The sequence below is a fragment of the Streptomyces sp. NBC_01261 genome (assembly GCF_036226385.1).
GTDB lineage: Bacteria > Actinomycetota > Actinomycetes > Streptomycetales > Streptomycetaceae > Streptomyces.
The window spans coordinates 2066102-2091516 of the sequence record NZ_CP108463.1 but is presented as its reverse complement, the minus strand read 5'-3'; the positions used below and the strand labels follow the sequence as shown (position 1 = coordinate 2091516).

Annotated in this window: 24 protein-coding genes; 17 read left to right on the top strand and 7 right to left on the bottom strand. The window is 70.7% G+C overall.

Annotation, left to right across the window (positions count from 1 at the left end):
* Positions 1-7: 7 nt before the first annotated feature.
* The 3 genes from OG226_RS09180 to OG226_RS09170 all read right to left on the bottom strand — a co-directional run bounded on the left by OG226_RS09180 (position 8) and on the right by OG226_RS09170 (position 4093).
* Positions 8-634, bottom strand: a complete 627-nt coding sequence (locus OG226_RS09180; RefSeq protein ID WP_328676218.1) for a DinB family protein — start codon at positions 632-634, stop codon at positions 8-10.
* A 105-nt stretch (positions 635-739) separates the two neighbouring features.
* A complete protein-coding gene (locus OG226_RS09175; RefSeq protein WP_329348544.1) occupies positions 740-3130 on the bottom strand; it encodes a Tex family protein in 2391 nt (796 codons plus the stop codon).
* 93 nt (positions 3131-3223) lie between these two features.
* Positions 3224-4093 (bottom strand): SCO6745 family protein, encoded by an 870-nt coding sequence (locus OG226_RS09170; RefSeq protein ID WP_328676216.1) that lies wholly within the window; start codon positions 4091-4093, stop codon positions 3224-3226.
* Positions 4094-4206: 113 nt separating this feature from the next.
* Here OG226_RS09170 and OG226_RS09165 point away from each other — a divergent pair, with 113 nt between their 5' ends.
* Both OG226_RS09165 and OG226_RS09160 read left to right on the top strand, forming a co-directional pair.
* Positions 4207-5151, top strand: coding sequence for a GlxA family transcriptional regulator (locus OG226_RS09165; RefSeq protein WP_329348543.1), 945 nt, complete (start codon positions 4207-4209; stop codon positions 5149-5151).
* A 206-nt stretch (positions 5152-5357) separates the two neighbouring features.
* Complete coding sequence (locus OG226_RS09160; protein ID WP_328676214.1) at positions 5358-5993, top strand: DJ-1/PfpI family protein; 636 nt, start codon at positions 5358-5360, stop codon at positions 5991-5993.
* On the opposite strand, the gene OG226_RS09155 is transcribed toward OG226_RS09160, so the two are convergent.
* Positions 5980-6753 carry an enoyl-CoA hydratase/isomerase family protein gene (locus tag OG226_RS09155; protein ID WP_329348542.1) on the bottom strand — a complete coding sequence of 258 codons (774 nt, stop codon included), beginning with the start codon at positions 6751-6753 and terminating at the stop codon, positions 5980-5982. The genes OG226_RS09160 and OG226_RS09155 overlap by 14 nt on opposite strands.
* A gap of 204 nt (positions 6754-6957) precedes the next feature.
* On the opposite strand from OG226_RS09155, the gene OG226_RS09150 reads away from it, so the two are divergent.
* Positions 6958-7479, top strand: a complete 522-nt coding sequence (locus tag OG226_RS09150) for an ATP-binding protein (protein ID WP_328686268.1) — start codon at positions 6958-6960, stop codon at positions 7477-7479.
* Positions 7480-7488: 9 nt separating this feature from the next.
* Here OG226_RS09150 and idi read toward each other — a convergent pair whose 3' ends face one another.
* The 3 genes from idi to galE form a co-directional block, all read right to left on the bottom strand.
* The gene (gene idi / locus OG226_RS09145) at positions 7489-8082 is read right to left on the bottom strand and encodes an isopentenyl-diphosphate Delta-isomerase (RefSeq protein WP_318020116.1); all 594 of its coding nucleotides are present in this window, start codon (positions 8080-8082) and stop codon (positions 7489-7491) included.
* A gap of 220 nt (positions 8083-8302) precedes the next feature.
* Entirely contained in the window at positions 8303-9241 is a 939-nt protein-coding gene (locus OG226_RS09140) for a cation diffusion facilitator family transporter (protein ID WP_329348541.1), read from the bottom strand.
* Positions 9242-9376: 135 nt separating this feature from the next.
* On the bottom strand, positions 9377-10348 hold the full coding sequence (gene galE / locus OG226_RS09135; protein WP_329348540.1) for a UDP-glucose 4-epimerase GalE: 972 nt from the start codon (positions 10346-10348) through the stop codon (positions 9377-9379).
* A gap of 276 nt (positions 10349-10624) precedes the next feature.
* On the opposite strand from galE, the gene OG226_RS09130 reads away from it, so the two are divergent.
* The 14 genes from OG226_RS09130 (at position 10625) to OG226_RS09070 (ending at position 25414) form a co-directional block, all read left to right on the top strand.
* Positions 10625-12409: a DUF5941 domain-containing protein gene (locus OG226_RS09130; RefSeq protein ID WP_329348539.1), complete on the top strand. Its 1785-nt coding sequence runs from the start codon at positions 10625-10627 to the stop codon at positions 12407-12409.
* A complete protein-coding gene (locus OG226_RS09125; RefSeq protein ID WP_328676209.1) occupies positions 12406-13158 on the top strand; it encodes a phosphocholine cytidylyltransferase family protein in 753 nt (250 codons plus the stop codon). The genes OG226_RS09130 and OG226_RS09125 overlap by 4 nt, the downstream gene beginning before the upstream one ends.
* Positions 13146-14207, top strand: coding sequence for an iron-containing alcohol dehydrogenase family protein (locus tag OG226_RS09120; protein WP_328676208.1), 1062 nt, complete (start codon positions 13146-13148; stop codon positions 14205-14207). The genes OG226_RS09125 and OG226_RS09120 overlap by 13 nt, the downstream gene beginning before the upstream one ends.
* On the top strand, positions 14185-14964 hold the full coding sequence (locus tag OG226_RS09115; protein ID WP_317773644.1) for a CDP-alcohol phosphatidyltransferase family protein: 780 nt from the start codon (positions 14185-14187) through the stop codon (positions 14962-14964). Before OG226_RS09120 ends, OG226_RS09115 begins: the two co-directional genes overlap by 23 nt.
* Before the next feature lie 5 nt (positions 14965-14969).
* A complete protein-coding gene (locus OG226_RS09110) occupies positions 14970-15842 on the top strand; it encodes a glycosyltransferase family 2 protein (RefSeq protein WP_329353347.1) in 873 nt (290 codons plus the stop codon).
* 152 nt (positions 15843-15994) lie between these two features.
* Positions 15995-16924, top strand: coding sequence for an ABC transporter permease (locus tag OG226_RS09105; protein WP_328676207.1), 930 nt, complete (start codon positions 15995-15997; stop codon positions 16922-16924).
* Positions 16917-17708 carry an ABC transporter ATP-binding protein gene (locus OG226_RS09100; RefSeq protein WP_328676206.1) on the top strand — a complete coding sequence of 264 codons (792 nt, stop codon included), beginning with the start codon at positions 16917-16919 and terminating at the stop codon, positions 17706-17708. Before OG226_RS09105 ends, OG226_RS09100 begins: the two co-directional genes overlap by 8 nt.
* Positions 17709-18107: 399 nt before the next feature.
* The gene (gene hpnC, locus OG226_RS09095; protein ID WP_329348537.1) at positions 18108-19010 is read left to right on the top strand and encodes a squalene synthase HpnC; all 903 of its coding nucleotides are present in this window, start codon (positions 18108-18110) and stop codon (positions 19008-19010) included.
* Complete coding sequence (hpnD, locus tag OG226_RS09090) at positions 19007-19957, top strand: presqualene diphosphate synthase HpnD (protein WP_328676204.1); 951 nt, start codon at positions 19007-19009, stop codon at positions 19955-19957. The genes hpnC and hpnD overlap by 4 nt, the downstream gene beginning before the upstream one ends.
* The gene (locus tag OG226_RS51540) at positions 19957-20097 is read left to right on the top strand and encodes a DUF6380 family protein (RefSeq protein ID WP_403585703.1); all 141 of its coding nucleotides are present in this window, start codon (positions 19957-19959) and stop codon (positions 20095-20097) included. Before hpnD ends, OG226_RS51540 begins: the two co-directional genes overlap by 1 nt.
* Positions 20094-21524: a hydroxysqualene dehydroxylase HpnE gene (gene hpnE, locus OG226_RS09085; RefSeq protein ID WP_328676203.1), complete on the top strand. Its 1431-nt coding sequence runs from the start codon at positions 20094-20096 to the stop codon at positions 21522-21524. Before OG226_RS51540 ends, hpnE begins: the two co-directional genes overlap by 4 nt.
* 62 nt (positions 21525-21586) lie before the next feature.
* Positions 21587-22654: a polyprenyl synthetase family protein gene (locus OG226_RS09080; RefSeq protein WP_327399838.1), complete on the top strand. Its 1068-nt coding sequence runs from the start codon at positions 21587-21589 to the stop codon at positions 22652-22654.
* 112 nt (positions 22655-22766) lie between these two features.
* Positions 22767-24773, top strand: coding sequence for a squalene--hopene cyclase (gene shc, locus OG226_RS09075; RefSeq protein WP_328676202.1), 2007 nt, complete (start codon positions 22767-22769; stop codon positions 24771-24773).
* Positions 24773-25414: a phosphorylase family protein gene (locus OG226_RS09070; RefSeq protein ID WP_328676201.1), complete on the top strand. Its 642-nt coding sequence runs from the start codon at positions 24773-24775 to the stop codon at positions 25412-25414. The genes shc and OG226_RS09070 overlap by 1 nt, the downstream gene beginning before the upstream one ends.
* Position 25415: the final 1 nt, after the last annotated feature.

The following is a 25415-nucleotide window of genomic DNA, read 5'->3' as shown; positions in this document are numbered from 1 at the left end:
GTGAGGTTCAGGTGGTTCGTTCACTGCGGGGCGGTGGGGGCTGGTCGCGCGGTTTCCCGCGCCCCTCAAGGGCGGCCCGCTCCACTCGGTCCCGGTGCTTCGCCCACCAATTCTCGTCGCCAGGGGCCATGTTGGTGCCCCCGACCCGTTGCCCCACCGTCCCGTCGATGAGTTCCCGTACGACGTCGGCGTGGCCCGCGTGTCGGGACGTCTCGTAGGTCATGTGGACGAGGGTGCGGTGGAGGGTGAGTTCGTGGCCTCCTGCGCCGGGTATGCGGCCGATCGCGTCCAGGGGGAGTGCCTCGATCGTCGTGTCCGAGTGGGCGCAGATCCGCCGGTAGTCGGCGACGATCTGCGCACGTGTCTCGTCCGGGGTCGCCCACAGATCCGCGTTCGGTTCGGCGTTCCCCGCGATCCACAACTCCGGGCCGTCGACCGGGCGCCCGAAGACTGTCCCGAAGTAGATCGCCTCGGCCCCGGCCAGATGCTTGACCAGGCCCAGCAGATTGGTGCCGGTCGGTGTCATCGGCCGTCGGATGTCGTACTCCGGCAGCCCTTCGAGCTTCCACAGCAACGCGTCACGGGAGTCCTGCAGAAAGACGCGCAGGTCGGCTTTGAAGTCCGGCGAGATCATGCCCTCAGTCTGTAGCAGGGCGCCAAGCGCCCTGTAGGGGCGCGGGGAACTGCGCGACCGGCCCCCACCGGCCCGCAGCTCCCCACAACCTGACCGGCGAAGCCGTCAGCGCTTGCCCTTCTTGCCCGGGTCGAGCAACCCGGCCTTCCGCAGAGCATCGGCCATCGCGCTGTTGCCCGGCGGTGGAGCCGCCTGCCGCGATCCACCGCCCTGGCCACCCTGCCGCTGCTGCTGACGTTGCTGCGGCGGACGCCCTCCGCCCTGCTGCCGCCGCTCGCCACCACCCTGCTGTCGGCGCTCCCCGCCGGAGGCTGCCGCCTCGTCGTCCAGCCGCAGTGTCAGGGAGATCCGCTTGCGGGGGATGTCGACGTCGAGGACCTTCACCTTGACGATGTCACCCGGCTTCACCACGTCCCGCGGGTCCTTGACGAACGTCTTCGACAGGGCGGACACGTGGGCCAGACCGTCCTGGTGGACGCCGATGTCGATGAACGCCCCGAACGCGGCGACGTTCGTGACGACCCCCTCCAGGACCATCCCGGGCGCGAGGTCGGAGATCTTCTCGACGCCGTCCTTGAACGTGGCCGTCTTGAACGCGGGCCGAGGGTCGCGCCCCGGCTTCTCCAGCTCCTTGAGGATGTCGGTCACGGTGGGCAGACCGAACGTCTCGTCCACGAACTGGGTCGGCTTCAGCGAGCGCAGCACCGACGTGTTGCCGATCAGCGAGGCGACCTCGCTGCCCGCCGTCTTCACCATCCGCCGCACCACCGGATAGGCCTCGGGGTGCACGCTGGAGGAGTCGAGCGGGTCGTCGCCACCCCGGATGCGCAGGAAGCCCGCGCACTGCTCGTACGCCTTCGGTCCGAGCCGCGCCACCTTCTTCAGCTGGGTACGCGACGTGAAGGGGCCGTTGGCATCGCGGTGGGACACGATGTTCTCGGCGAGGCCGGAGGTGATGCCGGAGACGCGTGAAAGCAGCGGAGCGGAGGCCGTGTTGACGTCCACGCCGACGCCGTTCACACAGTCCTCGACCACCGCGTCCAGCGAGCGGGACAGCTTCACCTCGGACAGGTCGTGCTGGTACTGGCCGACGCCGATCGACTTCGGATCGATCTTCACCAACTCGGCGAGCGGGTCCTGGAGTCGGCGCGCGATGGAGACGGCCCCGCGCAACGACACGTCCATGTCGGGCAGTTCCGCCGAGGCGAACGCGGACGCCGAGTACACGGACGCGCCGGCCTCGGACACCATCACCTTGGTGAGGTTCAACTCCGGGTGCTTGGTGATGAGTTCACCGGCGAGCTTGTCGGTCTCGCGGGACGCCGTGCCGTTGCCGATCGCGATCAGCTCGACCGAGTGCTGCGCGGAGAGGCGGGCCAGCTTGGCGAGGGCGTCGTCCCACTTGTTCGCCGGGACGTGCGGGTAGATCACGTCCGTGGCGACGACCTTGCCGGTCGCGTCGACGACGGCGACCTTCACGCCCGTACGGAAACCGGGGTCCAGGCCCAGCGTCGCGCGCGTGCCGGCCGGGGCGGCGAGCAGCAGGTCCCGCAGGTTCGAGGCGAAGACGTTGACCGCCTCGTCCTCGGCGGCCGTACGCAGCCGCAGCCGCAGGTCGATGCCGAGGTGCACGAGGATGCGGGTGCGCCAGGCCCAACGGACCGTGTCCTGAAGCCACTTGTCGCCGGGACGGCCGCGGTCGAGGACCTGGAAGCGGTGGGCGACCATCCCCTCGTAGGAGGAAGGTCCCTCGGTGTCCTCCTCGGGCTCCAGGACGAGGTCGAGGACGTCCTCCTTCTCGCCGCGCAGCATGGCGAGGATGCGGTGCGAGGGCAGTGCGGTGAACGGCTCCGAGAAGTCGAAGTAGTCGGCGAACTTGGCGCCCGCCTCCTCCTTGCCGTCGCGCACCTTCGCGGCGAGACGCCCGCGCCCCCACATCCGCTCACGCAGCTCGCCGATCAGGTCGGCGTCCTCCGAGAACCGCTCGGTGAGGATCGCCCGCGCGCCGTCGAGGGCGGCCTGCGGATCGGCGACGCCCTTGTCGGCGTCGACGAACGCGGCGGCAGCGGCCAGTGGTTCCACACTCGGATCGCCCAACAGCCCCTCGGCGAGCGGCTCCAGGCCGGCCTCGCGCGCGATCTGGGCTTTCGTCCGCCGCTTGGGCTTGTAGGGAAGGTAGATGTCCTCAAGGCGCGCTTTGGTCTCCGCCGCCCGGATCTGCGCTTCCAACTCCTCGGTGAGCTTGCCCTGTTCGCGCACCGATTCGAGGATCGCGGTCCGCCGTTCCTCCAGCTCCCGCAGATACCGCAGCCGCTCTTCGAGCGTGCGCAGCTGCGCGTCGTCGAGCATCTCGGTCGCTTCCTTGCGGTAGCGGGCGATGAAGGGCACCGTCGAACCGCCGTCGAGCAGCTCGACGGCAGCCTTCACCTGCCGCTCCCGTACGCCGAGCTCCTCGGCGATCCTGCCTTCGATGGACCCTACGAGGGGTGTCGTCACGCCCGTACCGCCTTCTCCACTGAGGTTGCGCGGCAATTGTGGCAGGTGAGACCGACAGTCGGGGATCAGGGCGCTGTCCTGCGGGTCCGGTGGCTAGCTCTTGCCGAGCAGATCCCGGGGAAACGCCCCGGCGGCGAGCGCGAGCCGCGTGAACCCGGTCGCCAGTTCGGTCAGACGTACGACTCCTTCGGCGCCCAGACGCTCGTACGGAGCCCGGCCCAGCCGGTCGGTCTCCGCCTCGATCCCGGTGCGCAGCGCGACCCCCGCCTCCGTCAACTCGCCGTCCCCGTCGAGCAGTCCGCGCTCCCGGAGCCGCCCCGAAGCGGCGTCCCACTCCTCCTGGTTCCACCCGCGCGTGCGGAAGACCCACTTCGGGGTCATGCCCTTGCCGGTCGCGGTGTGGGTGACCAAGGCCTCCAGGCCGTCGAGTCCGGCGGACAGCAGGGCGGTCAGGTGACCGTCGCCGCGGTGTTCGCGCAGCAGGGTGGCCGCGTGGAAGTAGGCGAGGTGCGGCTCCTGGGGGACCGGCAGATCGGCGTGGGCGGCGTACAGGGGCCGGGCGGGACGCGCACACGCCTCGGTGGCTTGCAGCGCCAGCCGCGCGGCCTCCGCCATCTCCTCCGACGCGACCGCGTCCTCGCCGAGCAGGCGCCGCAGGGTCGCGTCGACGGCACGCGCGCGTGCGTGGAGGCACTGCTCCGGGGAGGCGGTCTCCCACACGGCGGGGACGTGCCGGGCCACGAGGTCGTACTTGTAGTTGTAGAAGGTCGCCGTCACCGTGCCGGGACCGACGGCCCCCATCGCCGCCGCCCGTACGGCGAAGTTGACGGCCCCGGGGTGCGTGACTCCGAGTGCGCCGAACTCCTTCCCCAGGTCGGGCGAGAAGTAGAGCGTGGAGTGCAGGGAGTTGAGCGCGTTGTAGCAGCGGCGCCCGGCACGGGGATCGACGGCGGCAGTAGTCATGACGGCCACGTTACCGACTGGTCGGTACGGGCTCCAGGGGTGGGCACCGGATGGCAGGAAAGGTGGGGTACCCGTCATTGCGGCCATCGGGCAGAGCGCGAAGAATCGAGAGTATGCGAACCGTCCTGGTGGTCCTCTTCGACGACGTGCAGAGCCTGGATGTCACCGGCCCCGTGGAGGTCTTCGCGGGTGCCGAAACACAGACCCCCGGGACCTATCGCATCCGTACGGCCTCCCTGGACGGCACCCCGGTGCGCAGCTCCAGCGGCCTGACCGTCGTACCGGACTCGTCCCTCGCCGACGCGCCCGCCCCGCACACGCTCCTCGTCCCCGGCGGCCCGGGCACACGCGGCCCGGACCCGCGCGTGACCGCCTGGCTGCGCGCACACGGGCCGCGCGCGGAGCGGTTGGTCTCCGTGTGCACCGGGGCGATCCTCCTCGCGGAGGCGGGCCTCCTGGACGGTCGCCGCGCCACCACGCACTGGGCGTACTGCGCGAAACTTGCCCGCGACCATCCCGCAGTCGAGGTCGACCCGGACCCGATCTACGTCCGCGACGGCCCCGTCTCCACCTCGGCCGGTGTCACCTCGGGCATCGATCTCGCCCTCGCCCTGGTCGAGGAGGACCTGGGCCGGGACACGGCGCTGACCATCGCCCGCCACCTGGTCGTGTTCCTGCGCCGGCCGGGGAACCAGGCCCAGTTCAGCGCCCAGCTCGCCGCCCAGACGGCCCGGCGGGAGCCCCTGCGCGAAGTCCAGCAGTGGATCACCGAACACCCCGACGACGACCTGAGCGTCGAGTCCCTCGCCGCCCGCGCCCGCCTCTCACCCCGCCACTTCGCCCGCGCCTTCCAGTCCGAGACCGGCATGCCCCCCGGCCGCTACGTCGACCGGGTCCGCCTCGAACACGCCCGCCGCCTCCTGGAGGACACCGCCGACGGCATCGAGCAGATCTCCCGCTCCAGCGGCTACGGCACCCCCGAGTCCATGCGCCGAGCCTTCCTCAAGACCCTCGGCACGTCCCCGGCGGAATACCGCCGCCGCTTCCACCCGACATAGAGCTCCCTGGGGCGCCACCGTGCCCAACGGACGCGGACAGCGCCCCTTCCAGGGGGGCGGGGCTGAGTCTATTTGCGGCTCCGCCGCGGGGCGTGACCAGCCACAACGGACCCGCGGTGAACGAACCACCTGAACCTCACCGCTGCTCGGTCTCCCTCCCGTCCTCCACCTCCTCATGCGGCATCCACCGAACACGAAAGGCCCCGATGCAGATCGCCATCGTCCTCTTCGACCGCTTCACCGCCCTGGACGCCGTAGGCCCCTACGAGACCCTTGGCCGCCTCCCGGACTCGGAGACCGTCTTCGTCGCCGAGCGGACCGGCCCCGTCCGCAACGAAACCGGAAACCTGGCGCTCGTAGCCGACCGCACCCTCGCCGACGTACCGAGCCCCGACATCGTGGTCGTCCCGGGCGGCCCGGGTCAGACCCCGCAGATGGAGAACGAGACCCTCCTGGACTGGCTGCGCACCGCCGACGCCACCACCACCTGGACGACCTCGGTGTGCACGGGCTCCCTGTTGCTCGCTGCCGCCGGACTTCTCCGGGGCCGCCGCGCGACCTCCCACTGGCTGGCCCTGGACCACCTGAGGCAGTTCGGCGCGGAGCCCACGGGGGAGCGGGTGGTGACCGACGGCAAGTACGTCACCGCGGCCGGTGTCTCCTCCGGCATCGACATGGGGCTCACCCTGCTCGGTCGCGTCGCGGGCGACGAACACGCCCAGACCGTACAGCTGTTGACCGAGTACGACCCGCAACCGCCCTACGACGCGGGCTCCCCGGAGAAGGCGCCCGCGCACCTCGTCGAGAAGCTCCGCGCGGGCAGCCGCTTCATCCTGAAGTAGGCCCGGAAGCAGTCCCCGAAGTGGTCCAGGTGAAGTGTGGCGCCCGGCGCTCCAGGAACGCGGCGACGCCCTCCGCGGTGTCGCCGCTGCCGCGCGCCTGCTCCGCCCAGTAACCGTCCCTGTCCGTACGACCGTTGGCGAACTCCTTCGCCGACCCCTGGGTCAACTGCGAACGGGAGACCAGCACCCGGGTGAACTCCGCGACCCGCTTGGTGAGTTCACCCTCGGGCAGCAGCTCGTCGACGAACCCCGTGCGCAGCGCCCGTTCCGCGTCGATCAACTCGCCCGAGAACAGCAGGTACTTGGCGGTCCCGGGACCCACCAGGGACACCAACCGCCGTGTCGCGGACGCCGGGTACACGATCCCCAGCTTCGCCGGAGTCACCCCGAACAGCGCGCCCTCCTCCGCGAACCGCAGATCACAGGCCGCCGCCAACTGCGCCCCGCCGCCAACGCAATGCCCCCGGATCGCCGCCAACGTCGGCTTCGGGAACGCCGCCAGCGCCTCCTCCGCGAGCACCGCCAGCCCCTGCGCCTCACCCGCCGACTCCCGCAGCGTGGAGATGTCGGCCCCGGCGCAGAACGTCCCGCCCGCACCGGTCAGCACGAGCGCGCGTACGGCCGGATCGGTGGCCAGGGTGTCGAGCAGCGGCGGCAGCGACCGCCACATCTCGGCGGTCATCGCGTTGCGCTTGCCGGGGTGGTGGACGACGACGGTGGCGACCGCGTCGGTGACGTCGTGCAGCAGGCGGGGCTCCATGCGCCGGATGCTACGGACAACCCGAAGGGTTCGCGAAGTCGGCACAAGGGGTGCAGAGGTGATCCCACTGCCGACCAGGGCATACAGAAACGGTCGGAAAGCGTCCGATAACTGCTGACTTCTGTTCAGTCATCCGGGGTGGCGCGGGTCCACGCCAACACTCGTCGGGTGGTGACAATCGAGCGCAAGGGTGGCGACCGGACGATGGAGAACCACGGGCGTGGGGCAGACCCACGCCCAGAAGGCGGCAGAGACGATCCCCCGGATCCCGTCCCCGCCCCCGCCCCGCCGGATCCGCTGCCGTACGAGGGAGTCTGGCGGTTCACCGCCTCCGCCGTCGACGCCTCCGTCCCGCAGGCGCGACACGCCGTACGGGACCTGCTCTTCCGGCAGGGCGTGCCCCTCTCGGACGAGCTGCTGCAGGGGCTGTTGCTGATCGTCTCCGAGCTGGTCACCAACGTGGTCCGGCACGCGGTGCTGCTGTCGCCGACCCTCGCGGTGGAGGTCGCCGTCGGCGCCGAGTGGGTGCGGGTGTCCGTCGAGGACAACCACCCCTACCGCCCGACCGCCCTGGTGGCCGACCACGACGAGACCGGCGGCCGGGGACTGCTGCTGGTGCGCGAGGTGACCCGGGAGGCGGGCGGTGTCTGCGACGTCGAGCACACGGCGAGCGGCGGCAAGGTGATCTGGGCCGCCCTGCCGCTCAAACCCGCGCAGGTGCCGTAGGCGAGGAGCTCACCAGCCCGCGGACGGGCCCGTCAGCTCCCTGACCGCCGGGCGGGCCGCGTCCAGCACCGTCATGAACCAGGACGAGAAGGTGTCCTTCGCGTGCCGTTCGTCCAGCTCGGCGGGGGTCACGAACGCGGTCGTGCCCACCTCCTCCGGGTCCGGCCGCAGCGGGGACTGCACCATGCCGACGAACAGGTGGTTGTACTCCTGCTCCACCAGGCCCGAGTCCGGGTCCGGGTGGTTGTAGCGCACCGTGCCCGCCTCCGCGAGCAGCGACGGGGACACCCCCAGCTCCTCGAACGTCCGCCGGGCCGCCGCCGCGAAGGGCGCCTCGCCGGGGTAGGGGTGACCGCAGCAGGTGTTGGACCACACACCGGGGGAGTGGTACTTGCCGAGCGCCCGCTGCTGGAGCAGCAGCCGGCCCTGCTCGTCGAAGAGGAACACGGAGAAGGCGCGGTGCAGTTGCCCCGGCGGCTGATGGGCGGTGAGCTTCTCGGCGGTGCCGATCGTCACGCCGCTCTCGTCGACCAGTTCGAGCAAGATCGCGTCAGCGGTGCCGTTCGACGAGTTGTGCGTCGCGGTGGCAGGTGTGGTCGGCATACCCATCCTTCACATCGGTCCTCAAGCCAAGTCTGCCGTACGAATCCGGCACTCCCGGCAGTTCATCGTGCCCGGCGCGGCGACGGCGGAACCGTCGGGGGGTGGGGCGCGGGAGTGAGGACGCGGGCGCGCGGCGGCGGGCCGCGCGCCGTCGAAACCGGTCGATCTCTGTCAGCGTGCCCGGCAGTGCGGAAGCCGCGGCGGGAACCTCACGGCCGCCTCAGTGGCACAGCTTCGCCTCGTGCTCCGCGTGTCCGCGGGGCTCCAGTTGGAAGGTGCAGTGCTCCACGTCGAAGTGGTCGCCGAGGCAGCCCTGGAGTTCGTGGAGCATCTTCTCGTTGCCGATCGCGTTCAGCACGTCCGAGCGGACGACCACGTGCGCGGAGAGCACCGGCATGCCCGAGGTGATCGTCCACGCGTGCAGATCGTGGACGTCCTCGACCCCGTCCAGGGCCAGGATGTGGGTGCGCACGTCCTGCATGTCGACGTCCTTGGGGGCCGACTCCAGCAGCACGTCCAGGGTCTCGCGCAGCAGCTTCAGGGTGCGCGGCACGATCATCAGGCCGATGGCGAGCGAGGCGATCGGGTCGGCGGCCTGCCAGCCCGTGGTCAGGATCACCACGGCCGAGATGATCACCGCCAGGGAGCCCAGCGCGTCCGCGGCGACCTCCAGGAACGCGCCCCGCACGTTCAGGCTGTCCTTCTGGCCGCGCACCAGCAGCGTGAGCGAGATCATGTTCGCGACCAGGCCGATCAGGCCGAACACGATGGTCAGCCCGCCCTCGGTGTCGGCGGGCGTGACGAACCGCTGGACCGCCTCGTACAGGACGTAGCCGCCGACGCCGAGCAGCAGCAGGCAGTTGGCGAGCGCGGCGAGGATCTCCGCGCGGGCGTAGCCGAAGGTGCGGTTGCCGACGGCCGGCCGGTTCGCGAAGTGGATCGCGAGCAGCGCCATGCCGAGCCCCAGCGCGTCCGTCGCCATGTGGGCCGAGTCCGCGATGAGCGCGAGGGAGTCCGCGAGCAGCCCGCCGACGACCTCGACCACCATTACGGTGATCGTGATCCCGAGCGCGATCCGCAGCCTGCCCTGGTACGCGGCCGCCGCCGTACCGGTGACGGGAGCGCCGTGCGAATGCCCGTGGTCGTGCCCTGCCCCCATGGAAAGCCGCCCTCCTGATTACTGCTCCGGATCACAGTGAACTACGGGTGGGGGGTATCGGGCAACGCGGCACTGAACACCGTTGTCATGTGCCCTGACCTGCGCAAACAAATCGCAGGTCAGGGCGGCCTAACTTCACCTGGTGTGGTGCGACTGCCACCCGCGCCACGCCGACCCGACCATCTCCCGCACCCCACGCCGAGCCGACCACCCCAGCTCCACGGCGGCCCGCTCGGCGGAGGCGACCGCGCGCGGCGCGTCCCCGGGACGCCGCCCCTCGACCACGGCCGGCCGCCGGTCCCCGGTGACCTCGCCGATCACCGTGACCAACTCGCGGACCGAAACCCCTTCTCCACGGCCGATGTTGACCGTCAGGTCGCCGCTCGCACCGCCGTCGGCCAGGCGCCGTGCCGCCGCCAGATGGGCCTCGGCGAGGTCGGCGACATGGATGTAGTCGCGGACACAGGTGCCGTCCGGGGTCGGATAGTCGTCGCCGAAGATCCGCGGGGCCTCGTCGCGGGTGAGCCGGTCGAAGACCATGGGGACGATGTTGAAGACCCCGGTGTCGGCCAGCTCCGGCGCCGCCGCCCCCGCCACGTTGAAGTAGCGCAGGCACACCGTGTCGATGCCGTGCGCCGCGCCCGCCGCCCGGACCAGCCACTCGCCGGTGAGCTTGGTCTCGCCGTACGGGTTCACCGGGGCGCACGGGGTGTCCTCGGTGATCAGGTCGACGCCCGGGTCGCCGTAGACCGCCGCCGAGGACGAGAACACGAACCGCTCGATGCCCGCGCCGGCGACCGCGTCCAGGAGGGTCGCCAGGCCGCCGACGTTCTCCCGGTAGTAGTACGTCGGCTGTGCCACGGACTCGGCGACCTGCTTGCGCGCCGCGAGATGCACGACCCCGGTCACCTCGTGCTCGGCGAACACCCGCTTCAGGAGGTCGCCGTCCAGGGACGAGCCGTGGACGAGCGGGACGGTCGCGGGAAGGCGTGCGGGGTTTCCCGCGGAGAGGTCGTCCAGGGCGACGACCCGCTCCCCGGCGTCCGTCATCGCCCGTGCCACATGGGCCCCGATGTATCCGGCTCCGCCGGTGATCAGCCATGTCATGGGCATTCACCCTATGCCGCTACGAAGCGGGCCTCCGCAATGTCCCGCGATGCCCGGTCTGACGGGTGCGGTTTGTCGGGCGGGCCCCGAATCCCCGATGATGATCTCGGCGGAGGCGCCTGCAGACCGTGTTGATCAGGCCATGAACGGCCGGTGAACACGGGCTTGAGAGCATCCGATAGCCTCTGCCGACACGCCGCCCGGGTGCCACCCGAAGGGCGCCACCACCATGCACATGACCGGCGCCCGAGCGTCGGACCCAGGGAGTGAGTTCGGTTGCCGACCGCCATCCTCACCGGTCAGCCGGTCCCCGGATCGTCGATCGAGACCGATCTGCGGTCGCTCGGCTTCGACGTCCGGACCGCCGCGGACACCACCGAGGCGGAGACGCTTCTCGCGGCGGTCCCCGGTGACCAGCGGGTCGCCGTCGTGGACGCCCGCTTCGTGGGCCACCCGCACGCGCTGCGCCTCGGCCTCACCGACCCCCGCTTCCCGCTCGCCGCGGTACCGGGCGCGGTCACGGCCCAGCCGGCCGGCCGTCAGGCGCTGACCCGCGCGGTCGCCCGCGAGCACTCGGCCGGCGGCGGGACAACCCTCCTCGACAATCTCGCCGACCGTGTCGTCACCGCCCTCGACGCCGACGGCTGCGTCGTGCACCGCCCCGAGCTGGGCAGCCTCGTCGCCACGGTCCCCGCCGACCCGCAGGCCCGCAACGAGGCACGCCAGGCCGTCGCCGCCGTCGACGACGAGGCCGTACGCCTGAAGTCGGCCGTGAAGTCCCGCGACGGCTTCTTCACCACCCACTTCATCAGCCCGTACTCCCGCTACATCGCGCGCTGGTGCGCCCGCCGCGGCCTCACCCCGAACCAGGTGACCACCGCCTCCCTGCTCACCGCGCTCATCGCGGCGGGCAGCGCGGCCACCGGCACCCGCGGCGGCTACATCGTGGCCGGCGTACTCCTCCTCTGCTCCTTCGTCCTCGACTGCGTCGACGGACAGATCGCCCGCTACGCCCTGCAGTACTCGACGCTCGGCGCCTGGCTCGACGCCACCTTCGACCGCGCCAAGGAGTACGCCTACTACGCGGGCCTCGCGCTGGGCGCGGCCCGGGGCGGCGACGACGTATGGGCGCTCGCGCTCGGCGCGATGATCCTGCAGACCTGCCGGCACGTCGTGGACTTCTCGTTCAACGAGGCCAACCACGACGCCACCGCCAACACCAGCCCCACCGCCGCCCTCTCCGACAAGCTCGACAGCGTCGGCTGGACGGTCTGGGTGCGCCGGATGATAGTCCTGCCCATCGGCGAACGATGGGCGATGATCGCCGTCCTCACGGCCGCGACGACCCCCCGCATCACCTTCTACGTCCTCCTCGTCGGCTGCGCCTTCGCGGCGACGTACACGACGGCGGGCCGGGTGCTGCGCTCGCTGACCCGCAAGGCACGGCGTACGGACCGGGCGGCGCAGGCGCTGGCGGACCTCGCGGACAACGGGCCGATCGCCTCGTTCGTGGCCCGTGTGAGCCCCGCCCGCCTCGGTGCGCCGTTCCTGATCGCGCTCGCCGGTACGGCGGTTCTGATGGTGTCCCTCTTCTCCGGGGTCACCTGGGCCCCCGTGGCGGGCGCCTTCGTCTACGCGATCGCCGCCGGCCAGGCCTTGTCCCGCCCCCTCAAGGGCGCCCTCGACTGGCTGATCCCCCCGCTCTTCCGGGCGGCGGAATACTGCACCGTCCTGATCCTCGCGGCCGAAGCGGAGGTGAACGGAGCGCTTCCGGCGGCTTTCGGACTGGTGGCCGCCGTCGCCTACCATCACTACGACACGGTGTACCGCATCCGCGGCAACGCCGGGGCGTCCCCGGCGTGGCTGGTGCGCGCCATCGGGGGGCACGAGGGGCGGACGCTGCTCGTCACCGTTCTCGCCGCCGCGCTCACCGCGTCGCAGTTCACGGTCGCGCTCACGACCCTCGCCGTGGCCGTGGCCCTGCTGGTGCTCTTCGAGAGCATCCGCTTCTGGGTGTCCGCAGGGGCGCCCGCCGTACACGATGAAGGAGAACCCGCATGATCGGCCTCGTGCTGGCGGCCGGCGCCGGACGGCGTCTGCGCCCCTACACCGACAGCCTTCCCAAGGCTCTGGTGCCGGTGGGGCCCGCGGGCATAGAGGGCGAACCGACGGTCCTGGACCTGACCCTCGGCAACTTCGCCGAGATCGGTCTGACCGAGGTCGCGATCATCGTCGGCTACCGCAAGGAAGCCGTGTACGAGCGCAAGGCGGCCCTTGAGGCGAAGTACGGCCTCAAACTCACCCTCATCGACAACGACAAGGCCGAGGAGTGGAACAACGCCTACTCCCTGTGGTGCGGACGTGACGCCCTCAAGGACGGCGTGATCCTCGCCAACGGCGACACCGTCCACCCGGTCTCCGTCGAGCGCACGCTGCTCGCGGCGCGCGGCGAGGGCAAGCGGATCATCCTCGCCCTCGACACCGTCAAGTCCCTCGCGGACGAGGAGATGAAGGTCGTCGTCGACCCCGCCAAGGGCATGACGAAGATCACCAAACTGATGGACCCCGCCGAGGCGACCGGCGAGTACATCGGCGTCACCCTCATCGAGGGCGACGCCATGTCCGAGCTGGCCGACGCGCTCAAGACGGTGTGGGAGACCGACCCCCAGCAGTTCTACGAGCACGGCTACCAGGAGCTCGTGAACCGAGGCTTCCGGATCGACGTGGCCCCGATCGGCGACATCAAGTGGGTCGAGATCGACAACCACGAGGATCTGGCCAAGGGGCGTGAGATCGCGTGCCTGTACTGACCCGGCTGATTCCCTCGCCGGTCGTCGTGGACATCCGCCCGGGTGCCCTCGACGACCTGGCCTGCGTCCTCGCCGACCAGCGCATCTCGCACTCCGGCCGGCTCGCCGTCGCGGTCAGCGGGGGCTCCGGCGCCCGGCTGCGCGCGCGTCTGGAGCCGAGCCTGCCCGGCGCCACCTGGTACGAGGTCGGCGGCGGCACCCTCGACGACGCGATCCAGCTGGCCGGTGACATGAAGGCCGGTCACTACGACGCGGTCGTGGGCCTCGGCGGCGGCAAGATCATCGACTGCGCCAAGTTCGCCGCGGCGCGCATCGGCCTGCCGCTGGTCGCCGTACCGACGAACCTCGCGCACGACGGCCTGTGCTCGCCGGTCGCGACCCTCGACAACGACGCGGGCCGCGGCTCCTACGGCGTGCCGAACCCGATCGCCGTCGTCATCGACCTCGACGTCATCCGCGAGGCACCGGTCCGCTTCGTGCGGGCCGGCATCGGGGACGCGATCTCCAACATCTCCGCGATCGCGGACTGGGAGCTCGCCAACCGCGTCAACGGCGAGAAGATCGACGGTCTGGCCGCGGCCATGGCCCGGCAGGCGGGCGAGGCCGTACTGCGGCACCCGGGCGGGGTCGGCGACAACGCCTTCCTCCAGGTGCTCGCCGAAGCGCTGGTCCTCACCGGTGTCGCCATGTCGATCTCCGGTGACTCCCGCCCGGCCTCCGGCGCCTGCCACGAGATCAACCACGCTTTCGACCTGCTCTTCCCCAAACGCGCGGCCGCCCACGGCGAGCAGTGCGGACTGGGCGCGGCCTTCGCGATGTACCTGCGCGGAGCCCACGAGGAATCGGCCTCCATGGCCGAGGTGCTGCGCCGGCACGGACTGCCGGTGCTGCCGGAGGAGATCGGCTTCACGGTGGACGAGTTCGTCCGCGCCGTGGAGTTCGCTCCGGAGACCCGTCCCGGTCGCTACACCATCCTCGAACACCTCGACCTGAAAACCGACCAGATCAAGGACATCTACGCCGACTATGTCAAGGCCATCGGTAGCTGAACTCCGTCCCGTCGTCCACCCCGCAGGGGTGAAGGACCGGCGCAGCGGTGAGCACTGGATGGGACGCCTCTACATGCGTGAGGTGTCCCTGCGGGTGGACCGCTACCTGGTGAACACCAGGGTCTCGCCCAACCAGCTCACGTACCTGATGACCGTCTTCGGTGTGCTCGCGGCCCCGGCGCTGCTGGTGCCGGGGATCACGGGCGCCGTGCTCGGCGTGGTGTGCGTCCAGATGTACCTGCTGCTGGACTGCGTCGACGGCGAGATCGCCCGCTGGCGCAAGCAGTACTCCCTCGCCGGGGTCTACCTCGACCGCGTCGGCGCCTACCTGACCGACGCCGCCGTGCTCGTCGGCTTCGGTCTGCGCGCCGCCGACCTGTTCGGCAGCGGCCGTATCGACTGGCTGTGGGCGTTCCTCGGGACGCTGGCCGCGCTCGGCGCGATCCTCATCAAGGCCGAGACCGACCTGGTCGGCGTGGCCCGCCACCAGACCGGCAAGGCACCGGTGCAGGAGTCCGCGGCCGAGATGCGGTCCTCCGGGATGGCGTTGGCGCGCAGGGCCGCCGCCGCCTTCAAGTTCCACCGGCTGATCCTCGGCATCGAGGCGACCCTGCTGATCCTGGTCCTCGCGATCGTGGACCAGATGCGCGGCGACCTGTTCTACTCGCGGCTCGGCGTCGCCGTACTGGCCGGCATCGCGCTGCTGCAGACCCTGCTGCACCTGGTGTCGATCCTCGCGTCGAGCAGGCTGAAGTGAGCGGCATGAAGGTCGGCGCGGTGATCATCACCATGGGCAACCGCCCCGACGAACTACGGGCGTTGCTCGACTCGGTCGCCAAGCAGGACGGTGACCGGGTCGAGGCGGTGGTCGTCGGCAACGGCTCGCCCGTCCCGGACGTCCCCGCGGGCGTCCGGACCGTAGAACTGCCGGAGAACCTCGGCATCCCCGGCGGCCGCAACATCGGCCTGGACGCCTTCGGGCCCGCCGGTCGCGATGTCGACATAGTGATGTTCCTCGACGACGACGGGCTCCTCGCCCAGCACGACACCGCCGAGCTGTGCCGACAGGCCTTCGCCGCCGACCCCGAACTCGGCATCATCAGCTTCCGCATCGCCGACCCGGAGACGGGTGTCACCCAGCGTCGGCACGTGCCCAGGCTGCGCGCCTCCGACCCGATGCGCTCCTCCCGGGTCACCACCTTCCTCGGCGGCGCCAACGCCGTGCGCACGAAGGTCTTCGCCGAGGTCGGCGGACTCCCGGACGAGTTCTTCTACGCCCATGAGGAGACCGACCTCGCCTGGCGGGCCCTGGACGCGGGCTGGATGATCGACTACCGGTCCGACATGGTGCTGTACCACCCGACGACCGCGCCCTCGCGGCACGCGGTCTACCACCGCATGGTCGCCCGTAACCGGGTCTGGCTGGCCCGCCGCAACCTCCCCGCGCCCCTCGTCCCCGTCTACCTCGGCGTGTGGCTGCTGCTCACCCTCCTGCGCCGCCCCTCGCGCCCGGCGCTGCAGGCCTGGTTCGGCGGGTTCAAGGAGGGCTGGACCACTCCGTGCGGACCGCGCAGGCCCATGCGGTGGCGTACGGTCTGGCGCCTCACCCGGCTGGGCCGTCCTCCCGTCATCTGACAAGCTCGGGGTGCGCGTGACCGCGCGCGGGACGCGCGGCCGACCCCTCGAGACGTATCCGGCGGCGGATACGTGTCAGTTCCTATAGCACAATTCCGTAAGACGAACGCAAGACAGTCGTAAGACGAATCCGAAAATGAAGGCATCCACCCTTGAGTGAGACAACGCATGACGGCGGAGTCGCGGTGAGCCCGCGTCCGTCGCCCGACGAAGGCCTCACGGCGGCCCAACTGTCCGCCAAGTACGGGCTGACGGTGAGCGGTGCCCGCCCCGGACTCGCCGAGTACGTCCGCCAGCTCTGGGGACGCCGGCACTTCATCCTCGCCTTCTCCCAGGCGAAGTTGACGGCCCAGTACAGCCAGGCGAAGCTCGGCCAGCTCTGGCAGGTGGCCACGCCGCTGCTGAACGCGGCCGTGTACTTCTTCATCTTCGGCGTCATCCTGAAGGCCAGCCGGGGCATGTCCCGGGACGTGTACATCCCGTTCCTGGTCACGGGCGTCTTCGTGTTCACCTTCACGCAGAGCTCGATCATGGCGGGCGTCCGCGCGATCTCCGGCAACCTCGGCCTGGTGCGCGCGCTGCACTTCCCGCGCGCGTCGCTGCCGATCTCCTTCGCGCTGCAACAGCTCCAGCAGCTGCTGTTCTCGATGGTCGTGCTGTTCGTCATCGTCGTCGGCTTCGGCAGCTATCCCAGCCTGTCCTGGCTGCTGATCGTCCCGGTCCTGGTGCTGCAGTTCCTCTTCAACACGGGGCTCGCGCTGATCGTGGCGCGGATGGGCGCCAAGACCCCGGACCTCGCGCAGCTGATGCCGTTCATGCTGCGCACCTGGATGTACGCGTCGGGCGTCATGTTCTCCATCAGCACGATGATGGAGGGCCGCTCCGAGGTGTTCGTCCGCGTGCTGCAGGTGAATCCGGCGGCCATCTACATGGACCTGATGCGCTTCGCGCTCATCGACGGCTACGGCGCGTCGAACCTGCCGCCGCACGTGTGGGCCATCGCCGCCTTCTGGGCCGTGGTCCTGTTCGTCGGCGGTTTCGTGTACTTCTGGCAGGCGGAGGAGAGGTACGGCCGTGGCTGAGCAGAACGTCGAGCGGACCCCCCAGGATCTGGTCCCCACCGTCATCGCGGACGAGCTGCACATCGTCTACCGCGTGCACGGAGCCAAGACCGGCAAGGGCAGCGCCACCTCCGCCCTCAGCCGCATAGTCAAGCGCGGCGAGGAGCGCGGGGTGCGCAAGGTGCACGCCGTCAAGGGCGTCTCCTTCGTCGCCTACCGCGGCGAGGCCGTCGGCCTGATCGGCTCGAACGGCTCCGGCAAGTCGACCCTGCTGCGGGCCATCGCCGGCCTGCTCCCGGCCGAGAAGGGCCGGGTCTACACCAACGGCCAGCCCTCGCTGCTCGGTGTGAACGCGGCCCTGATGAACGACCTCACCGGCGAGCGGAACGTCATCCTGGGCGGCCTCGCCATGGGCATGTCCCGCGAGCAGGTCAGGGAGCGCTACCAGGAGATCGTCGACTTCTCCGGCATCAACGAGAAGGGCGACTTCATCACCCTCCCGATGCGCACCTACTCCTCCGGCATGGCGGCCCGGCTGCGTTTCTCCATCGCGGCGGCGAAGGACCACGACGTCCTGATGATCGACGAGGCGCTGGCCACCGGCGACCGCAAGTTCCAGGTCCGCTCCGAGGAGCGCATCCGCGAGTTGCGCAAGTCCGCGGGCACGGTGTTTCTCGTCAGTCACAACAACAAGTCGATCCGCGACACCTGTGACCGGGTGCTGTGGCTGGAACGCGGCGAACTGCGGATGGACGGCCCGACCGACGAGGTTCTCAAGGAGTACGAGAAGTTCACGGGCAAGTAGTCCGCGCGCATAGCGGGCGCAAAAGCCCAGAAGACTTCCCAGGGCCCCGCCGGAACTGCTCCGGCGGGGCTCCGCGTCTGCAAAGGAAACGTCAACTCGGCCCCGGCCAAGGAATCTTGACGCCAATCGGTGTGTTGTTGTGATGTGCAGGACACCCCGAGGAACCTTGCTGCGTTGTACAACGTAAGCTGTACCGGTGCCGAATAGCGGCAAGTGGGGCGATAATGCGCGACACCCTTCTGCGGGTATGCCTGCGTTTAACCGTGCGGACGACTGGGCGGCGTGTCCGAAATAGTGTGTATTGGGTCGGCAGTGTAGAACGGGAGATGTGACGGCAATGGCTACGGAAACTCCCCAGCTCACCGAAGCATGTGCCGTCCCCGCCCCTGGCAGTGAGCGATGACGGGAACCGGCACCGCCGGCACCGGTGATCCGGAGCGCGGCACCCTCGACAAGGCCGCGGGTGAGAACTTCCCCGTGGCGCCCTTCTTCCTGCCCAGGGCCTGGCGCACCGATCTCATGGCGGTGTACGGATTCGCCCGCCTCGTCGACGACATCGGAGACGGCGATCTGGCCCCCGGCGGCGCCGACGCCCGCCTCCTCGGCGTGTCGCCCGAGGACGCCGAGGACCGCCTGCTCCTCCTCGACGCCTTCGAGGCCGATCTGCACCGCGTCTTCGACGGCATGCCGAGCCATCCCCTGCTGCGCCGCCTCCAGCCGACCGTCCGCCGCCGCGCGCTGACCCCCGAGCCCTTCCTCGGCCTGATCGCCGCGAACCGCCAGGACCAGCTCGTCACGCGCTACGAGACCTACGACGATCTCCTCGCCTACTGCGAACTGTCCGCCAACCCGGTCGGTCGCCTGGTCCTCGGCGTCACCGGCACCGAGACCCCCGAGCGGGTCCGGCTGTCCGACGCGATCTGTACCGCACTTCAGATCGTCGAACACCTGCAGGACGTGACCGAGGACCTCGGCCGCGACCGCATCTACCTGCCCGCCCAGGACATGAAGCGCTTTCACGTCCAGGAAGCGGATCTCGCCACGCCCTCCGCGGGCGCATCGGTGCGCGCACTGGTTGCATACGAAGCAGAACGCGCCCGCGATCTCCTGAATGAAGGCGCCCCCCTGGTGGGTAGCGTCCACGGCAGATTGAAGCTGCTGCTCGCGGGGTTCGTGGCGGGGGGACGGGCGGCGGTCCGAGCGATCGTCGCCGCTGAATACGACGTACTTCCCGGCCCGCCCAAACCCGGCAAGATCCAGTTGCTGCGTGAGGTGGGCGTGACTCTGCGAGGAGAGGGGTGATCCGCAGCGTGGAGTCTGCACCGCACATGTCCGCACCGGTACTCGCCGCCTACAGCTACTGCGAGGCCGTCACCGGTCAGCAGGCACGTAACTTCGCGTACGGCATCAGACTGCTGCCGACGCCCAAGCGCCGCGCGATGTCGGCGCTGTACGCGTTCTCCCGGCGCGTCGACGACATCGGTGACGGCACGCTGCCGACCGACGTCAAGTCGGCACGCCTGGAGGACACCCGGGCGCTGCTCACCCGGGTCCGCGAGGGCAAGGTCGAGGAGGACGACACCGACCCGGTCGCGGTCGCCCTCGCGCACACGGCGGAGGCCTTCCCGGTCCCGCTCGACGGCCTGGACGAGCTGATCGACGGCGTCCTGCTGGACGTCCGCGGCGAGACCTACGAGACCTGGGACGACCTGAAGGTCTACTGCCGGTGTGTCGCGGGCGCGATCGGGCGGCTCTCGCTCGGTGTGTTCGGCACGGAGGCGGGGGCGCGCGGTGTCGAGCGTGCCTCGGAGTACGCCGACACGCTGGGGCTCGCGCTCCAGCTCACCAACATCCTCAGAGACGTCCGCGAGGACGCCGAGGACGGCCGTACCTATCTGCCCGCCGACGACCTCGCGAAATTCGGCTGCTCGGCCGGGTTCAACGGGCCGACGCCGCCGGAGGGTTCCGACTTCGCGGGTCTCGTGCACTTCGAGGTGCGCCGGGCCCGCACTCTTTTCGCCGAGGGCTACCGGTTGCTCCCCATGCTCGACCGCCGCAGCGGCGCCTGTGTCGCCGCCATGGCCGGTATCTACCGCCGCCTGCTGGACCGTATCGAGCGCGAGCCGGAGGCCGTCCTGCGCGGCCGCGTCTCCCTGCCCGGCCGCGAGAAGGCCTACGTCGCGGTGCGCGGCCTGTCCGGCCTGGACGCCCGGCACGTCACGCGGAGCACCCTCAGGAGGCGCACCTGATGGACGAAGTGGGCCAGGGCGATGGCACCGGAGAAATGCGGCAGGCAACCCTCCGGTGCGGCGTGGCGTCCCTGACTGCAACGGTCTGCCGTGGCTGGTTCGAGTGCCTCGGTGGGCGCGCAGGGGGGAGTGCACGATGAGCGACGGGACGCGGCCCGACGGGCTGCCCGCCGAACCGGTGACGGGACCGGCCGGACGGCATGCCGTCGTGATCGGCGGCGGCCTCGCCGGCATCACCTCCGCGCTCGCGCTCGCCGACGCCGGTGTCCGCGTCACCCTGCTCGAAGGCCGCCCGCGCCTGGGCGGACTCGCCTTCTCCTTCCAGCGCGGCGACCTCACCGTCGACAACGGCCAGCACGTCTATCTGCGCTGCTGCACCGCCTACCGCTGGTTCCTCGACCGTATCGAGGGCGCGGCGCTGGCTCCGCTGCAGGATCGTCTCGACGTGCCCGTACTCGACGTGAACCGCCCCGAGGGGCGGCGCCTGGGCAGACTCCGGCGCGACCCGCTGCCCGTGCCGCTGCATCTGGGGCGCAGCCTCGCGACGTACCCGCATCTCTCGTTCGCGGAGCGCGCCAAAGTAGGACGTGCCGCGCTTGCGCTCAAAGGGCTCGATCTCGCCGATCCGGCCCTGGACGCGCAGAACTTCGGCAGCTGGCTGACCGCGCACGGTCAGTCGGCGCGTGCCGTCGAGGCACTGTGGGACCTGGTCGGGGTCGCCACCCTCAACGCGGTCGCGGGCGACTCCTCGCTCGCTCTCGCCGCGATGGTGTTCAAGACCGGTCTGCTCTCCGACCCGGGCGCGGCCGACATCGGCTGGGCACACGTCCCGCTGGGCGAACTGCACGACCGGCTCGCCCGCAAGGCGCTCGACTCCGCGGGCGTGCGCACCGAAGTCCGTACACGCGTCACCTCCATCTCTACTGACGAAAACGGGCGTTGGAGCGTTCAGGTTCCCGGCGAGACCATCGAGGCCGACACCGTCGTCCTCGCGGTACCGCAGCGCGAGGCCCACGATCTGCTGCCCGACGGCGCCCTCGACGAGCCCGAGCGGCTGCTGTCGATGGACTACTCGCCGATCCTGAACGTCCATGTCGTCTACGACCGCAAGGTGCTCGCCCGGCCGTTCTTCGCCGCGCTGGGCACCCCGGTGCAGTGGGTGTTCGACCGGACCGACGCGTCCGGGCTGAAGGACGGCCAGTACCTGGCGCTGTCCCAGTCCGCCGTGCACGACGAGATCGACGCGCCCGTGGCCGAACTGCGGGAGCGCTACCTGCCCGAGCTGGAGCGGCTGCTGCCCGGTGCGCGCGGCGCCGAGGTGAAGGACTTCTTCGTGACCAGGGAGCGCACGGCGACGTTCGCTCCCGCCCCCGGCGTCGGACGGCTGCGGCCCGGCGCCCGCACCAAGGCCCCCGGCCTGTACCTGGCCGGAGCGTGGACCGCCACAGGGTGGCCCGCGACCATGGAGAGTGCGGTCCGCAGTGGGGTGAGCGCGGCGGACGCCGCACTCGCCGCCCTGGGCCGGCCCCGCCCCCGTCACCTCTTCGAAGTCGAGGAGGCGGCGTGATGCTCGATCAGCAGGCGGCAGGCGACCCCCGCACCTCCGGTACCGCGACAAGAGGAGAGACTGTGCCCACTGTGCCCCCGGCCGAGACGGCTGCCGACGCGGTGGACGTGTCCGCGCTCCTGGAGCGCGGCCGGACCCTTGCCACACCGGTACTGAGGGCGGCCGTGGACCGCCTGGCTCCCCCCATGGACACCGTTTCCGCCTACCACTTCGGCTGGATCGACGCCGAGGGCAACCCGGCGGACGGCGACGGCGGCAAGGCCGTACGCCCCGCGCTCGCCGTGCTCTCCGCCGAGGTCACCGGCGCGTCGCCCGAGACCGGCATCCCCGGCGCCGTCGCCGTCGAACTGGTCCACAACTTCTCGCTGCTGCACGACGACCTGATGGACGGCGACGAGCAGCGCCGGCACCGCGACACCGTCTGGAAGGTGCACGGCCCCTCCCAGGCCATCCTCGTCGGCGACGCCCTGTTCGCGCTGGCCAACGAGGTCCTGCTGGAGCTCGGCACCGTCGAGGCCGGCCGCGCCACCCGCCGCCTCACCACCGCGACCCGCGCCCTCATCGACGGCCAGGCGCAGGACATCTCCTACGAGCACCGCGACCGCGTCAGCGTCGAGGAGTGCCTGGAGATGGAGGGCAACAAGACCGGCGCCCTGCTCGCCTGCGCCTCCTCCATCGGGGCCGTGCTCGGCGGTGCGGACGACCGCACCGCCGACGTCCTGGAGAAGTACGGCCACCACCTCGGCCTGGCCTTCCAGGCCGTCGACGACCTCCTCGGCATCTGGGGCGACCCGGAGTCCACCGGGAAGCAGACCTGGAGCGATCTGCGCCAGCGCAAGAAGTCCCTGCCCGTGGTGGCGGCGCTCGCGGCGGGCGGACCCGCCTCCGAGCGGCTCGGTGAGATCCTCGCCGCCGACGCCAAGAGCAGCGACTTCGAGAACTTCTCCGAGGAGGAGTTCGCGGCCCGCGCCGCGCTCATCGAGGAGGCCGGCGGTCGCGAGTGGACCGCCGAAGAGGCACGCCGTCAGCACACCATCGCCATCGAGGCCCTCGACGCCATCGACATGCCCGACCGGGTTCGGGCGCAGTTCACGGCGCTCGCCGACTTCGTCGTCGTACGAAAGAGATGATCACTATCGGTCGAATAGCCCTCGCGTAGTCGCCGGCCGGTGCTGCGAACGAACGAGTACCGGCCGACGGCGGACCCACAGCAGAGACATGCCACTGCACGAAGGGGAAGCCATGACAGCGACGACCGACGGAAGCACCGGGGCCATGCCTCCCCGTGTCGCCGCGGCCAGCGAAACCGACATCAACACCCCCGTGGCGGCCGGGGTGCACGACGCCGCCGCGCTCTCGGTCCAACGCGCCACCGACTTCCTCCTCTCGCAGCAGGACGCCCAGGGCTGGTGGAAGGGCGACCTGGAGACGAACGTCACGATGGACGCCGAGGATCTGCTGCTCCGTCAGTTCCTGGGCATCCGCGACGAGTCGACGACCCAGGCCGCCGCACTCTTCATCCGCGGCGAGCAACGCGAGGACGGCACCTGGGCGAGCTTCTACGGCGGACCCGGTGAACTCTCCACCACCATCGAGGCGTACGTCGCCCTCCGGCTGGCCGGAGACGCGCCGGACGCCCCGCACATGGCGAAGGCGTCCGCGTGGGTCCGTGAGCGGGGCGGGATCGCCGCGGCCCGGGTCTTCACCCGGATCTGGCTCGCGCTGTTCGGCTGGTGGAAGTGGGACGACCTGCCCGAACTCCCGCCGGAACTCCTGTACTTCCCCACCTGGGTACCGCTCAACATCTACGACTTCGGATGCTGGGCCCGGCAGACCATCGTGCCGCTGACGGTGGTCTCCGCGAAGCGGCCGGTACGCCCCGCGCCCTTCCCGCTCGACGAACTGCACACCGACGCGGACAACCCGAACCCGGTCAAACCCCTTGCCCGGGTGGCGAGTTGGGACGGCGCCTTCCAACGGCTCGACAAGGCGCTGCACCTCTACCGCAAGGTAGCGCCGCGCAAGCTGCGCAAGGCCGCGATGAAGACGGCCGGCCGCTGGATCATCGAGCGGCAGGAGAACGACGGCTGCTGGGGCGGCATCCAGCCGCCGGCCGTGTACTCGGTGATCGCCCTGCACCTGCTGGGCTACGACCTCGAACACCCCGTGATGCGCGCGGGACTTGAGTCGCTGGACCGGTTCGCGGTCTGGCGCGAGGACGGGGCCCGGGTGATCGAGGCCTGCCAGTCCCCGGTGTGGGACACCTGCCTCGCGACCATCGCGCTCGCCGACGCGGGCGTGCCCGCCGACCACCCCCAACTGGTCAAGGCGGCCGACTGGATGCTCGGGGAGGAGATCGTCCGCCCCGGCGACTGGGCGGTCAAGAGACCCCAACTGCCGCCCGGCGGCTGGGCGTTCGAGTTCCACAACGACAACTACCCCGACATCGACGACACCGCCGAGGTCGTGCTCGCGCTGCGCCGGGTCAGACATCACGACCCGGAGCGCCTCGACCGGGCCGCCGGACGTGCGGTCCGCTGGAACCTCGGAATGCAGTCGAAGAACGGCGGTTGGGGCGCCTTCGACGTCGACAACACCAGCCCGTTCCCCAACCGGCTGCCGTTCTGCGACTTCGGCGAGGTCATCGACCCGCCGTCGGCGGACGTCACCGCGCACGTCGTCGAGATGCTCGCCGTCGAGGGCCTCGCCCACGACCCGCGCACCCGGCGCGGCATCGAGTGGCTGCTCGCCGAACAGGAGCCGGACGGCTCGTGGTTCGGCCGCTGGGGCGTCAACTACGTCTACGGCACCGGGTCCGTCGTACCGGCGCTCGCCGCGGCCGGGATCCCCGGCTCGCACCCGGCGATCCGGCGGGCGGTCACCTGGCTGGAGACCGTGCAGAACGACGACGGCGGCTGGGGCGAGGACCTGCGCTCCTACAAGTACGCCAAGGAATGGAGCGGCCGGGGCGCCTCCACCGCCTCGCAGACGGCCTGGGCCCTGATGGCCCTGCTCGCGGCCGGGGAACGGGACTCCAAGGCCGTGGAACGCGGTGTGGAGTGGCTCGCGGCGACCCAGCGGGAGGACGGGTCCTGGGACGAGCCCTACTTCACCGGTACGGGCTTCCCGTGGGACTTCTCCATCAACTACCACCTCTACCGGCAGGTCTTCCCGCTCACCGCGCTCGGGCGTTACGTGCACGGAGAACCGTTCTCCCAGCCCTCGTTCTCCCCGGCCAAGGGGGGCTGATGGGCAGACAGCCCGCCGGACCGCCGCTGCTGATCGCCTGCGCGCTCGGCATCGAGCGCCTCGCCCTGCGCGTGGGCGACCGCTCCGGCGCCGGGGGGCCGGTCACCTTCCTCAGGACGGGGATGGGGCCCCAGGCGGCCGAGGAGGCCGTCTCCCGGCGCCTCGCCGACCCGGCGCTGGACGGGGCCGCCGTACTGGCCACGGGTTTCTGCGCCGGACTCGCCCCGGGTATGCACCCCGGCGACCTCGTGGTCGCCGAGGAGACCAGGGAGGCGCGCGGAACCGTTCCGTGCGTCGGTACCGAACTGCTCGTCAAGGAACTCGTGCGGGCCCTGCCCGGCCGCACCGTCCACACCGGCCCCCTGACCGGCTCCGATCACATCGTCCGCGGACAGGAACGGTCGGATCTGCTCGCGACCGGCGCAATCGCGGTCGACATGGAGTCGGCGGCCACGCTGCTGAGCGCCGTGCGTACGGGCGCGCGCCCGGTTGCGGCCGTACGGGTGGTCGTGGACGCTCCTGAACATGAACTCGTCCGGATCGGCACGGTGCGCGGTGGAATATCGGCTTTCCGCGTTCTTCGATCCGTTCTTCCCGTTTTTTTCGAATGGCACCGTTCTTTGCTGCTCCCCCGGAGGTGAG